This window comes from Sphaerospermopsis sp. LEGE 00249 (assembly GCF_014299995.1).
Lineage (GTDB): Bacteria > Cyanobacteriota > Cyanobacteriia > Cyanobacteriales > Nostocaceae > Sphaerospermopsis > Sphaerospermopsis kisseleviana.
Map to the genome: position 1 here is coordinate 1 of NZ_JACJUZ010000013.1, position 14,102 is coordinate 14,102.

12 protein-coding genes are annotated in these 14,102 nt (G+C 36.3%); 3 read left to right on the forward strand and 9 right to left on the reverse strand.

What is annotated here, in order from left to right:
• Positions 1 to 121 precede the first annotated feature (121 nt).
• A complete protein-coding gene (locus H5968_RS06670; protein ID WP_187039297.1) occupies positions 122 to 907 on the reverse strand; it encodes a hypothetical protein in 786 nt (261 codons plus the stop codon).
• A 208-nt stretch (positions 908 to 1,115) separates the two neighbouring features.
• Here H5968_RS06670 and H5968_RS06675 point away from each other — a divergent pair.
• Positions 1,116 to 1,807 (forward strand): IS1 family transposase gene (locus H5968_RS06675; RefSeq protein ID WP_187039298.1). Its coding sequence is split into 2 segments (ribosomal slippage): positions 1,116 to 1,451 and positions 1,454 to 1,807, totalling 690 coding nucleotides; the frame shifts between segments, so codons are not numbered across the junction.
• Between the two features lie 29 nt (positions 1,808 to 1,836).
• Here the strand turns inward: H5968_RS06675 and H5968_RS06680 are convergent.
• The 3 genes from H5968_RS06680 to H5968_RS06690 form a co-directional block, all read right to left on the reverse strand.
• Positions 1,837 to 3,060, reverse strand: coding sequence for an acetate kinase (locus H5968_RS06680; RefSeq protein WP_187039299.1), 1,224 nt, complete (start codon positions 3,058 to 3,060; stop codon positions 1,837 to 1,839).
• A 397-nt stretch (positions 3,061 to 3,457) separates the two neighbouring features.
• Positions 3,458 to 4,807, reverse strand: coding sequence for a (Fe-S)-binding protein (locus tag H5968_RS06685; RefSeq protein ID WP_187039300.1), 1,350 nt, complete (start codon positions 4,805 to 4,807; stop codon positions 3,458 to 3,460).
• A 71-nt stretch (positions 4,808 to 4,878) separates the two neighbouring features.
• The gene (locus tag H5968_RS06690) at positions 4,879 to 6,165 is read right to left on the reverse strand and encodes an FAD-binding oxidoreductase (protein ID WP_187039301.1); all 1,287 of its coding nucleotides are present in this window, start codon (positions 6,163 to 6,165) and stop codon (positions 4,879 to 4,881) included.
• Positions 6,166 to 6,571: 406 nt separating this feature from the next.
• Between H5968_RS06690 and H5968_RS06695 the strand changes: the two genes are divergently transcribed.
• Positions 6,572 to 7,741, forward strand: a complete 1,170-nt coding sequence (locus H5968_RS06695; protein ID WP_187039302.1) for a heparan-alpha-glucosaminide N-acetyltransferase domain-containing protein — start codon at positions 6,572 to 6,574, stop codon at positions 7,739 to 7,741.
• 237 nt (positions 7,742 to 7,978) lie between these two features.
• On the opposite strand, the gene H5968_RS06700 is transcribed toward H5968_RS06695, so the two are convergent.
• The 5 genes from H5968_RS06700 to H5968_RS06720 form a co-directional block, all read right to left on the reverse strand.
• Positions 7,979 to 8,830 (reverse strand): Uma2 family endonuclease, encoded by an 852-nt coding sequence (locus H5968_RS06700; protein WP_187039303.1) that lies wholly within the window; start codon positions 8,828 to 8,830, stop codon positions 7,979 to 7,981.
• A gap of 102 nt (positions 8,831 to 8,932) precedes the next feature.
• Positions 8,933 to 9,679, reverse strand: coding sequence for a class I SAM-dependent methyltransferase (locus H5968_RS06705; protein WP_222620594.1), 747 nt, complete (start codon positions 9,677 to 9,679; stop codon positions 8,933 to 8,935).
• 90 nt (positions 9,680 to 9,769) lie between these two features.
• Positions 9,770 to 10,429, reverse strand: coding sequence for a DUF2834 domain-containing protein (locus H5968_RS06710; RefSeq protein ID WP_187039304.1), 660 nt, complete (start codon positions 10,427 to 10,429; stop codon positions 9,770 to 9,772).
• A 21-nt stretch (positions 10,430 to 10,450) separates the two neighbouring features.
• Positions 10,451 to 11,536, reverse strand: a complete 1,086-nt coding sequence (gene hrcA / locus H5968_RS06715; protein ID WP_187039305.1) for a heat-inducible transcriptional repressor HrcA — start codon at positions 11,534 to 11,536, stop codon at positions 10,451 to 10,453.
• Positions 11,537 to 11,920: 384 nt separating this feature from the next.
• Entirely contained in the window at positions 11,921 to 12,268 is a 348-nt protein-coding gene (locus H5968_RS06720; protein ID WP_096565484.1) for a rhodanese-like domain-containing protein, read from the reverse strand.
• 40 nt (positions 12,269 to 12,308) lie between these two features.
• Between H5968_RS06720 and H5968_RS06725 the strand changes: the two genes are divergently transcribed.
• Complete coding sequence (locus H5968_RS06725; RefSeq protein ID WP_187039306.1) at positions 12,309 to 14,042, forward strand: DUF3352 domain-containing protein; 1,734 nt, start codon at positions 12,309 to 12,311, stop codon at positions 14,040 to 14,042.
• Positions 14,043 to 14,102 lie beyond the last annotated feature (60 nt).

Below are 14,102 nucleotides of genomic sequence, written 5' to 3' on the forward strand. Positions count from 1 at the left end.
GGGGACTGGGGACTGGTGACTGGTGACTGGGGACTGGTGACTGGGTAATCAATTTTATTTTTACCAGTCATCAATTATCAATTATCAATTATCAATTATCAATTATCAATTATCAATTACCTTAATCTTTTTCTGGGAAAGTTACAGTTGGTAATCCTTGATTATTAATCACTATTTTACCACCTAAATTTTCAATTTCTTGAATTGCACGGTTGCGGGTTTTTTCATCTACGTTATTTTGTAAAACCATGCTCCAACTGGCAATTCTAGCATACTTACTATCAGGGTTTCTTTCTAGAAATTTAGCAGTAGATTGGGACAGAGAAACTACATTTTTACTGTCTTGATCATCGTATTCACTAGCCCATTCTGCCGCTTTGAGAAAAGACTTACTTGCGGCTTGGGAGTCACCTAAAAATAATAACTCATCTGTGCCTTTATAACGCCAGATATAGTAAGATTTTTCTGGGATTTTAGGAGATAGGGATTTTAAACTTTTATCCATTAATGTAATAGCTCTTTCTGGCATACCTGCATATAAAGAACTACTAACAGAAAGACCAAGATAAGCTTCTCTAAATTTCGGATCATGTTTAAGGATGATTGCAAAAAATTCTGGACTTAAACTATAACCTATTTTATCTCTAACGGGATCATCACCAAAGTATTGCAAAAAGTCAATATATACCCAATTAGAAATGAGGTTATCATAACCAAAAGTGGGTATTTGTTGCAGTAAACTCAAACGTAAAGCTTCTTTTTGTTGTTCTTTTTCCAAAGCTTCCACAGACATAGATTGTTCGCTGTTGATAAGTTCTTGCAATCTCGGAAATTGACTTAAACTAATTCCTAAGATGCAGAAGCAAGCTACTAAAGGCGTAATAATAAATTCACGAGATAACAACATAATTTTTCTTAGCTTTATCAGCAAATTTACCTGACTGTATATTTTACCTGGCTTTGGAACAAGTTCGTAACAGATTTACAATAGGAAATGTTTAATATAAACTTACATTTACGTTAAAATACTTATATTAAAGTTAAGTTTATTAAACAAATACTAGAAAAAAAAACCAGGCGTTGCATAATAGAGGGATGAATTGAGGGTTGATACGGTGCATTGTCCATACTGTGGGTCTACTGAGATTAGAAAAAATGGAAAACGCAGAGGTAAACAAAATCACATTTGCGTCAAATGTGGTCGTCAGTTTATAGATGTTTATAGTCCACCAAGAGGATACTCAAATGAAGTGAAACAAGATTGCTTAAAATCCTACGTCAATGGGATGGGATTTAGAGCCATAGAACGTACTCAAGGTGTTCATCATACAACTGTAATTTCTTGGGTTAAACAAATTGGTGAGAAATTGCCAGATGCACCACCAATTGAGGAAATACCAGAAGTAGGTGAATTAGATGAATTAGAGACTTTTATTGACTCAAAAAAAACAAAATTTGGTTGTGGACAGCAGTAAATCACTTTAGTCAAGGGATTTTAGCTTGGGTTTTGGGAGACCACAGTGCGGAAACTTTTCAGCCTTTGTGGGATATTGTTAAACTCTGGCAATGCTATTTTTATGTCACTGATGGATGGAAAGTTTATCCTAGTTTCATTCAACCAGAAGACCATATTGTGAGTAAAACATATATGACTAGAGTTGAAGGAGAAAATACACGTTTACGTCATTATCTAGCACGTCTACATAGAAAGACATTATGTTATTCTAAATCCGTAGATATGCTTAAATATTCAGTTAGATTATTACTTCATTATTTGAAATATAATCAAATACCCGTGTTCAACTAATTCATCCCACACTTATGCAACGCCCGTTTTTACTGTTTAATTTGACATAACTGCCAACATTGTTGAGCGATCGCCCAATCTTCTTGTGTGTGTATAACTAATACTCGCACATTAGAATCAAGTGTAGCAATATCTACATCAATTGGTTGTTGTTTATTTTTCTCCGAGTCTATTTTCAATCCTAAAAATTCCCACGCTTCACAAGCTGCTTGTCTGATTAATGGAGATTTTTCACCTGCTCCAGCGGTAAATACTAACGCATCTAAACCACCCAAACTAGCCAACATCGAACCGATACCAGTCCGTAACCGATGTACGTAAATATCCCAAGCTAGTTTAGCACGATAGTTACCTTGTTCAATTGCTGCCAGAACTTGAGGTAAATCACTGGAAACACCCGAAATTCCCCGTAGACCAGAAGCTTTATTTAAAACATAATCTAAGCTTTCTGCTGAGTAATCAGACTGACGCAATAGATAGATTAAAATTCCTGGATCAATTGAACCGCAACGACTTCCCATCATCAAACCATCTAAAGGTGTAAATCCCATAGTGGTATCAATACTGCGACCTTCTTTAATTGCAGCTAAAGAGCAACCGTTACCTAAATGGCAAGTGATTAAACGCAGGTCTGTCAAATCTCGACCAAGAATTTGCGCTGCACGGTTCGCACAGTATTGGTGACTGATACCATGAAAGCCGTAGCGACGGATACCTTTCTCTACCCAATCATAAGGACCTGGATAGACGGCAGCAGCATCCGGTAAGGTGCTATGAAAACCTGTATCAAATACTGCTACTTGTTTAACATCTCCCAAGCTTTGCTCAATGGCTTCTATGCCTTCCAAAGCCGCTGGGTTATGGGCTGGGGCAAGGGTTGAAAGATTAGCGATCGCCTGTTTAACATCCTCGTTAATTATAACACTATTGCGGTAATTTAAGCCACCATGTACTACACGATGTCCTACCACATCAATTTCTGATAAATTACTCAGTACCTTGGTAGCACCACGAGTAAGAGTATACAGCATATATGCTAGATGGGCTTTGCGGGAGTCACCATAAATAGATTCTTGCAGTGTTTCACCAGTGGCGGTTTTTACCTCAATTTCAGCCACACCACGGTCTTGAGTCCAGTTAACTTTCCCTTCCCAAAGAGGTTTTGGTGCTTCTTGGGGAAGAGTTGCATCTGTAATGTCATACAAACAACTTTTTTGGCTACTAGATCCGGCATTTAAGACTAGAATCTTCATAGGATAATGGGAAACATAACCTGGTCTGATGCTGTCATGATTTTACAATTGCTTTTGCAAGTTTTCCACCGAGTAGATGAAATTAGTGTTTGAAAATAAGCACATTTGAAAAATTTAGGAGTCAGTAGGGGCGAAGCATTCGGACAGAAATATTAGGGAAAAATCGAGAATTGAACACCCAAATGCTTCGCCCGTATAGGAGTCAGAATGTTTGAGTAGGGGTAGATGATGAAATAGTGATTTTTGGGTAGCATCTTAAATGTGTAAATTTGATATGATTGAACCGCAAAGGGCGCAAAGAACACAAAGGTAAGAGAGTTTAAGAGATTTTTTAGTGTTGCTGTGGTTATTTTTGCTATCTAGGAATAAGATCCCCAAGATTCGGGGATCTGAAGTTTTACAATTCTAGTTTTTCTCCGCGAATAGAATAATCTAATAATTCCATTGGGTGCATTAAAGACATTTTCTTACCTGGCAAATATTTACTAATTTGCAAACTACAACCAGGGTTAGGGGAAGCAATTAAATCAGCACCAGTATTGATTAAATTCTGGGCTTTTTGTTTACCTAATTCTTCAGCAACTTCTGGTTGTAGCAGATTATAAATTCCTGCACTACCACAACACAAAGCTGCATCTATTGGTTCTTTTAAGGTGACTCCGGGAATTTTTCTTAATAACTGACGGGGTTGAACACTAATTTTTTGACCATGTAATAAATGACAAGCATCTTGATAAACTAAAGTTAAAGGTTTATCTGTTAAAGGTGAAAGTTCCGCAGTTAAACCCACATTTGCTAAAAATTCCTGTGCATCTTTTACTTTTGCTGCAAATGCTTTAGCTCTTTGGCTATATTCTGGATCATCAGCTAAAATATGACCATATTCTTTTAAAGTATGACCACAACCAGCAGCATTAATAATCACAAAATCGACATTTGTATCAGCAAAACTATCAATCATTTGTCTTGCTAAAGCTTTCGCTTGTTCAGTTTGTCCTTGATGTTCAGGAAGTGCAGCACAACAACCTTGAGATTTAGGAATTACAACTTCACAACCATTCGCAGTTAAAACCCTGACTGTTGCTTCATTTACCGGAGAGAAAAACAAACGTTGTACACATCCCAAAATTACACCAACACGATATCTTTTTTCACCCTTTGCAGGAATGATATCGGGTAAATTATCCTGAAAAGACTTAACAGTAATTTCCGGTAAAATAGACTCCATAGCAGCTAACCGGGGAGAGATTTTTTTTATTAACCCAGTAGCGCGTAATAACTGAGAAACCCCCAACTTTTGATAAACAAATAAAGGGAAAAGTAAGATTCTTAAAACATCAGGATTAGGAAACAGAGAAAAAATCAATTGACGGATTAACTTATCAGAAAAACTGCGGTTATAATTTCTTTCCACCTGATGACGAGTTGCGGAAATCAACTTATCATACTGCACACCAGAAGGACAAGTTGACACACAAGCAAGACAACCCAAACAAGAATCAAAATGTTGAACAGTAGCAGTATTTAAAGCAATTTCCCCCTCATTAATAGCATCCATTAAATAGATTCTACCCCTGGGTGAATCCATCTCCTTTCCGATTACCCGATAACTAGGACAGGTAGAAAGACAAAACCCACAATGAACACAACTATCAATCAACTTAGGATCAGGAGGATGACTAGGATCAAAACCCTGTAAATTCTTAACACTAGCAGTCTTATTCACCGAACTTTCCGAAACTTGCATGACTCTTTCTTCCCCTCTTAACTTCGCGTACTTTGCGTACTTTGCGGTTCGTTATTCTTAAACCTTAAACCTTAAATCCCACCAACAAACCGACCAGGACTTAAAATATAATTTCCATCAAACTGTTTTTTAATTCGCTGCATCATATCCAAACCATTACCATTATAACCCCAGATATCCAACTTTTCTTTTATTTCAAAAGGTGCAGATAAAACACTTAAAAAACCAGAATTAGATTGACATAAATCACGCAATTTCAAAACCTGATTTTGATTTTCTAACCGCACCAAACCCAAACCGCTATTGAGATGAATCAACCCGAAATTAATTTGATTAATCACCTCCACCGCAGCAGTTGGTAATACTCCTATTTTGGCAGTAATTTCTGAATTATTACCATAATTATGTATTGTTTCTGGTAATTGTTGCCATAAATTAGCCTGATTTTCGGCCGAATAAATTGCCCCATTTAAACCTAATTTTTGACCAATTGCCAAAAGTCTGTTAGACTGTTCCTTCACACTTTCGCTAATACTTTGAAACCGGACAATTAAACCTATTCCGCTACCTAAATTTAAATCAGAAACTAATTGACTGGATATTAAATCTGCTTGAGTTGGTGTTAACTCAGAACCTTGAAGAATTGTAGCAGCTTGGGATATCGCTTCAGCTTTACCAGTTAATATTACAGTTCCCGATGTTTCTGGTAAAGGATAAACTCGAAAAGTGACTTGACTGATAATTCCTAATGTACCGTAAGCACCGGTAAACAATTTCATCAAGTCGTAACCAGCAACATTTTTTACTACCCTTCCCCCTGCTTTGGCAATTTGTCCATCAGCGCGGATAAAAGTTATACCTAAAAGTTGGTCACGCACACCGCCATAACGTTGACGCAGAGAACCTGTATCAGCAGTAGCAATAATACCACCAATGGTAGCAAAAGCGGGAAAAGCAGGGTCAAGAGCTAAGGTTTGCTGAGATTTTGCTAAAATTTCCTGAATTTCGCCAAATTTCATTCCTGCTTCTACGGTGACAGTTAGATCACCTACCGCGTGTTCTATGAGTCTGTTAATACGTTCTGTACTGACGACTATATCAATATTTTTACTTAAACCACCCCAATGAAGTTTACTTGCACTACCGCAGGGGAGAACAGACCATTTATTGCTGTTTGCAGCGGACATGACTGCGGCCAGTTGTTCTTGAGTGTGGGGATAAACGATACAACTGGGATGGGTTTTGGGGTTTATCGCTGCTTGAATACGTTGTTGCTGACTGGGTGCGAGATTTTCCCAAGGGAAGACAGCGTTTTCTATGTTGATAATAGATGCTATGGTAGAGGCGATCGCATTCATTGGTTTGTTTTCCTATCCTCCTTATTAATGTACTGGTTAATTTAACAAAAATCATACACCAGAGGAAAATTGGTAAATTAATCTTGAGGAATTTTTGATTTTGTGCAAATACCCAACTGATCAATTGATAATTGACAATTGATAATTGTTTGATTCGGGAGCATCCCAAATGTGTAAGTTTATTTTTTGCTTGAGGTCAAGACGTGAAATGAACGAACCACGAAGGTACGTTCACCGAAGGTGTTCCCGAAGGGTAGGACACGAAGGGAAGAAGGAAGAAGAGAGTTTTTGGTGTTGTTACGGTTATTTGTTAAAAATTGGGATGACAGGAAAAATTTTTGCTTTGATAAGTTCTAAAAAAATGTATTATCCTTAATATCTAAGTGATGGTGATGGGAATTTTTTTGTGTCAACAGTAATTAAAAATTCGTTTCCGCGTCTTGTTTCTCTCGATGTATTTCGGGGAATTGCGATCGCCTCTATGATTTTAGTTAATAATCCTGGTAGTTGGAGTTACATCTACCCACCATTAGAACACGCAAAATGGCATGGTTGCACACCCACAGATTTAATTTTCCCTTTCTTTTTATTTATTGTTGGTGTAGCAATGCCTTTTTCTTTTGCTAAATATACACGAGAAAACACACCAGAAAACCGTCCCACTCGTCAAGTTTATTTGCGAATAATTCGCCGAGGTTTGGTGTTATTTGCTTTGGGTTTATTTTTGACTTTGTTTACTTTTTTTCTCGATTTTACTTTAAAAGGAATACCCATTGATTTAAGTAAAATTAGAATTATGGGGGTGTTGCAGCGTATCAGTTTGGCTTATGTAATTGCTGCTTTTGTGGTTTTACAACTTTCCCAACGTGGTTTATGGATATTTTCAGGAATATCGCTTTTAGGTTATTGGGTTGCAATGCAATTAATTCCTGTTCCTGGTTTTGGTGCAGGTAATTTATCTGCTGAAGGAAATTTTGCTGGTTATGTTGATCGGATGATTATAGGAAGTCAACATCTTTATCAAAGTGGACCATTTGATCCTGAAGGTTTATTTAGCACTATTCCCGCATTGGTAACGGTTTTAATTGGTTATTTTACTGGTTCATGGTTGCAAAAACAGCAGGTTAAAACTAGGACGAGTGTTAATTTAGTAATTTGGGGTTTGGGGTGTTTAATTATTGGGATATTATGGGGTTTTGTATTTCCGATTAATAAATCTTTGTGGACGAGTTCTTATGTAGTTTATACTGCTGGTTGGGCTTTATTAGTATTAGCTTTGTGTTATGAAGTGGTGGAAGTTCGGGGTTTAAAAAAATGGGGTTTTCCTTGGGAAGTGATGGGTTTAAATGCCATTTTTCTCTTTGTTGGGTCTGGGGTTGTGGGCAGAATTTTAGTTAAAACTTCTGTAGGTAGTGGTAAAGATGCAGTAGCTACAAAAACCTGGATTTATGATAATTTGTTTAGTGCTTGGGCGGGAAATATGAATGGTTCATTATTATTTGCTATCACCAATCTTTTATTATGGTGGTTAGTGCTTTATTTTATGTATAGTCGGCGTTGGTTTCTGAAAATTTAGTTGTTGATAAATTTGTCTATTAAACACTAAGGGACTTCCAGATAAAAAAATATTCAATTAATTTTTGTGGGGTAGGCATACTTCGACACGCTCAGTACAAGTCTTGCCTGCCCTTCAACCCGGATGGGCTTCTAGCCCATCCCACAAGATTGGATAATTTATTGTTTGGAAGTTCCTAAAAACATAAAAAAACCACATTTATAAAATGTGGTAAACAAACATCATCAATTCTGTGATTTAATCTAATTCAGGTTCAACACCAAGCGCACGTAGTTGGGCAATTAATTTTTCTGTTTTCTGTCGTTCTTGTTCAGCTTTCTGGCGTTCTTGTTCAGCTTTCTGTCGTTCTTGTTCAGCTTTCTGTCGTTCTTGTTCAGCTTTCTGTCGTTCTTGTTCAACTTTTTGTCTTTCCTGTTCAACTTTTTGGCGTTCTTCTTCCACAGGAGTTAACACCCAATTACCATCTTGATCATACCAACGTAACCAAGGCATATTAACATTTTTGTAACTGCCCTGCCAAACTCCCAAACCTAATTCTAAATCAGGAATCCAAAAACGTAAATCTGATAAATTCACTTCAGTATAATGAGCGCCCTTTAACTCAAACATTCTAAATTCAGATTGATAACGATCAAAAATTGCGTAATAAGGAACTCTTAAAATTTGCTCATAAACTTCCCACTTAGTTGGGGGTTTTTCCACATCTCGCAAAGTTTGACCTAAATCTTCTTTTTCTGTTCCTGGTGATAATAATTCAACCACAATATAAGGATTTACAAATTCTTGCCAAACTACATAACTTAATCTTAAATCTCTTTCTTCATACAAAGAAGAAACACCAACAACCGCAAACCAATCTGGGCGTTTATGCCACAATGGATGACGACCATCATAATATAAATTCATATCACTAGCTGTAAAAATTTGGTTGCTAGGATAGTTAGGGGGGCGAAATGTGTCTGCTAATAATTGTGGTTGTAGTAAATGAAATTGATCTGGCAAACCTTTCTCCTCCGGGTCTTCGCTAGGAAGATCATACATTGTTGGTAATGTTTCTTTAGGAGAAAGTGGTGGATCTGTTTGATACATTATTGGTATTCCTAAAGATACAACTTTGATCTCTATTATGTAGCACGATAATATGGTATTTGAAGATTTCTGGAGATTTTCAGAAGAACAACAATATCGCTTTTATAGGTAAAAACACAACAATTGTGTTGTATCCAAGTCATCACGATAAACACATTCAAAATTACTAAAACCGACTTTTTCAGAAATACTTTTTAGATTGGATTGAGTTTCCGGAAAATCCTTAGATGAAATATGACTATCGACCATTTTATACTCTTGAGGAGTTATTAAAGTCCAATCTTTTTTCACATTCCCTAAATAACGTTTAACATAACTATCTCTATCTTCATTTTCTTGACGAACTACATCAATTAAAATGAAAATTCCCCCTGATTTGAGCAGATTTTTGATATTTTTTATTACATCTTCTTTCTCTTCTAATTGCAAATGGTGGAGCGCAAAAGATGTAAACACAACATCAAATTTATTTGGTTCATTTTGCGCTAACTCATTCGTTAATTGCCAACAATCGCCTATGATAAAATTTCCCTGACAACCAGTAACAGCAATATTTTTTTTCGCATCTTCTATTGCGGGAACAGATACATCTATTCCTGTATATTCAGCAATTTGAGTATTTAATAAAGCTTGAGTGGTGAAACTCCCATCTCCACATCCCAAGTCAAGCAGAGTAAACGGTTTTTGCCAGTGTTTAACTAATAATTCATGGAGTACATTATATATTTCCCGATGTCCCATGTAATTGTTTTTTAACACTTTCTGGTAAATTTGCCATTGCTGGTTAAAAAACTCTGCTGTTAAGAGATTTTCTTCTTGAATCATTTCCAATTTTATCTGCTCTGTCATTGTTTTAAATTCCAGATATTTTTATTTTTAGATTGAAAACATTTTATCAGGTTTGGTGTGATAGTGTAAAGTTACTTATTTCCTGAAGCATCAAACCATTTGGTAATCTTGTTTTTGTTCATTTAATGGTGGCCTGACACACAAATAAATCAACGCCCCAAAAAAGGGAACTAAAGCAAATAACCAAAATAATTGATTATCCTTCCAACCCCGTCGCGTCATATCATCCCCTAACAAAGCAGGAAATAATAGACTCAACATACAAAAATCTAAACTCATTACATGAATAAATCTGCTAGTTTGCCATTGTTGGATAAAATCACTCCAATTTCCTTGTAAACCATAAGCAAATAAAACCACCGCACCTAACATTAATAAAATTCCTGTGATGCGAGAATCAAAGATTTTCAGAAACAAATTTTTATTACCTGTAAATTCTTGATTTGGTTCTCTTAAAGCTAGATATGGTAAAAGTGCAAAAGCACCAAGCCCAAAGGAAACTGTAGCAAAAGGCCAAGCTGGTATTTTTTGCCTTCTGCCATCAATAAATAACACTGCACTGTAAATTAATGGCCATATTCCCATAATATTAAATAAGGCAATAATCGCAGGATTGATACCTTCCCAGTTTCCTGTAGAAAGATTGGTGATTAACTCTAAACTTTCTGGGAAATTATCAGGAGGTGCAAATAAAAAGGCGTAGGAAAGAAATCCTAGCCATATTAAACCAAAAGAGATTTTTCTCAACATGATTTACCGAGTTTAGACAGTTTACGCAGTTTGACTAAAAGCTTCTGAAAGATATTCTGCTGCTGCTGCTACTACAGCGATCGCATTTTCATAGTCTAACCGAGTTGGTCCCAAAACACCTATACTTCCCACGGGTACAGCACCCCGACGATAACTAGAAGATATCAAAGAACAGGTTCTAATGGGTTCTAAGGGATTTTCCGTACCTATCCGCACCGTCACCTTGGGTTTACCCGTTTCCTCTATTTCCGATTCCTCACATATTAACCGCCATAACTGCTCTTGTTCTTCTTCCAATAAGTGCATAATCGTTTGTACCTGCTGTACTTGGGCAAACTCCGGTTGACGCAACACCTCACCCACACCCCGCACCATGATTTGTGTGGCTGAAGGTGCAACAGCACGACGGAGTAATTCTGTCAATGAACTTTTCAAAAATTCCCCATAACGTTGAAACTCTTGATCTAACTCACTCCAGTCAAGCTGGGCTAATTCCAAGAGTGTAAAACCACGCAGATGACTATTTAAAAAGTTAGAAACTATTTGTAATTCTCGATCAATTGTTTCTGGATCAGGTTTAGTTACTGACTCTCTTGTAAACAGATCCATTACCTTGGAATGGGTTTCATAACTATCCGTTACCACAATCAGCATAACTTTCCCATCTTCAACTTGTAATAGTTGTAAATGTCTTAATTGTGCTATATTGGGCTGTGGCATAGTTATTAACGTAATACAGCCACTTAATGTTGCCAAAATTTGTGCCGCACCTTGTAGTAAAGCTTCTAAACTCCAATCATCCCAATGTAGACGCTGTTGTAAAGTAGATTCAACCTCTCTAGCTAAAGCTTCCGACGGTTTCATCAACCTATCAACATATATACGATAACCCGAATCAGAAGGTACACGCCCCGCAGAAGTGTGTGGTTGGTAAAGTAACCCCGACTTTTCCAAAACACCCATAACATTGCGGATAGTAGCGGAACTGACACCAAGATCAAATTCCTCAATTAAAGCTTTAGAGCCAACTGGTTCAGCAGTGGCGATATAATGGCGTACAGTTGCCCAAAGTATATGTTGTTGGCGATTTGTCAGCTGGAATTGCATAGAATATGTTTTACTGAAGGCAAATTTTAAGCAAAGGTTGAAAAATTTTGTTAATGAAACAGTAAAAAAGATTGATTATTAATTAATGCAAAAGCAAAATCGTAAATTATATATTTATACTATATTAGTTAGGTGCAAAGCTTCCCGTAAAAACTTATTTTCTATGTAATTATTAATACAGTATAGCTTTATCACAAAACAGGCTAAATTCTTATCTATTTATCATATTATCTTATATGATTTCTTAATCAAGCTGTATTTTTAGCTACAAAAGTTAGATTTAGCTTCAGTTGTATTGCTAACTATTGGTGATTGGTAATTGGTGATTGGGAAAAATAAAATTGATTACCCAGTCCCCAGTCCCCAGTCCCCAGTCCCCAGTCCCTAATACCTTGGAATTACAGGATCAACTAAAATAGAATAGGCATCAATACCACCTATAATATTTTTAACGTTAGTAAATCCTTGAGAAACTAACCACTGACACATCTGAGCAGAACGCATACCGTGATGGCATAATACCAGGGTTTCCGCATGGGCATCAAAACGAGTGAAAATTTCCCCGTTCCATTGCTCATATTCACTCAAAGGAAGATTGACAAAACCATCAATTTTGGCGATCGCTACTTCTTGTGGTTCACGCACATCTATTAACTGTAAACCAGAATCAGCATTTGCTAAACGTTCCGCTAGTTCTTTAACCTTAATTTCAGTAAAAGATTGACCAGTCATGCAGTTTCTCTAAACAATCCTAATATTTGTCATACTATTCATGTTGACAGAAAAGCGAGAAAATAGGTTGAATGTGAATAATCAACGTTTATCTTTTAGGTTTATAGTAGCTGGTGTAGTTGCTGTATTACTTGCTATTACTGGCTTTTACTGGTTTTTATTCAAAAGTCCAGTAAAATTAAATACTCCCATATCTCAACCAGGGGCGGCTATATTTGTATCTAATGTAGCACCTGCAATGGTATCTTTATTAGTCAATCCTGAAGGTTTGCAGTCAATAGAAAAAAAAGGGGCAATTTCCCAAATCAAAAATAGTTTATTAGCAAAAACTAACATAAATTTCAAGGATGATATCAAACCTTGGCTAAGTAATGAAATTACCTTAGCTGTTACCAGTGAAGATATTGATCGTGATCCAGAAAATGGGTTACAACCAGGGTATTTGATGGCACTAGCTACAAACAACCCAGAAAAAAGCCGTGAGTTTGTTGAACTCTTATTTTCTCGACGAACTTTAGCAGGAACAAATTTAGAAGTAGAACAATATAAAGGTGTCAAATTACTGTATGATACACCAGAAATAATAACATCCAAAAGAAGCCAAAATACCAAATTCAAAATCCAAAATTCCTTAGCTGGTGCGGTTATTGATGACTTTGTTTTATTTGCTAATGATCTGAAAGTTGTCAAAGAAGCTATTAATAATATTCAAGCACCAAATTTGAATTTAAGTAGTGATTCTGAATATGAAAAAGCTGTAAAAGAATTACCAAAAAATGCTGTAGCTGTAGCTTTCTTCAAATTACCCACATTGGCAAAATGGCAAGGTTTAGAATTAGCAGAATCAACTTATAAGAGTCAAATTCTTTCTTTAGTTTTAAAATCTCAAGGTATGCTGGCAGAAAGCACATTTTTATCTAGATCAAATTTACCTAGTTCAAAAGTTGCTTCTGTATCTACACCATTATCTAAACCTGTGGATGCCTTAAAGTATATTCCAGAGTCAGCAGGTTTAGCAATTGCTGGTGCAAATTTGAGTAATTTACCCAATAGCAACTTAGATAAACTTTGGCAACAAGCAACAGCAACTATTTATGGTTCTTCTCAAGAAGCTATTGCCAGATGGATGCAACCTTTAATAGATGTACAAAAAAGCTGGGATATAAACTGGAAAGAGGATATTTTTAGTTGGGTAAGTGGAGAATATGCCTTAGCAATTTTACCAAATCAAGAGGCAAATCAAGATAAAAATATAAATCCCAATTGGGTGTTTGTAGTAGAAAAAACACCGCAGTTAGAACAAGGTATAGCGAAATTAGATAACATTGCCACAAACAACGAATTTAATGTTAGTTCTTTGATTTTAAACAATCAAAAAATTGCCGTTTGGACAGAGTTAAAAGCTATTCCTGAAAATTCATCTGTCAACATTGAAGCAAAAGTTAAAGGGGCGCATACAAGCATTGATAATTATGAAATTATTACCTCTGACTTAGCATTGATGGAAAAAATTATTACCCATCAAGAACATACCCTGATGGAAAATTCCAACTTTCAGGATAGTATTGCTAACTTACCTCAACCAAACCAAGGCTATATATATATTGATTGGAAAAAAAGCCAAGAATTTCTAGAAAGTCAACAACCCTTACTTAAATTTGTGGAATTGTTGGGTAAACCACTGTTTGACAATTTGCGATCGCTTACAGTCAGTAGTTACGGACAGGAAGCAGAAACACTCAAAGGTGGAGTCTTCTTCCAATTAGAAAAATAGACAAGCTAGATCCCCGACTTCTCAAAGAAGTCGGACATCTGGGAACAGTTAATATTAAAA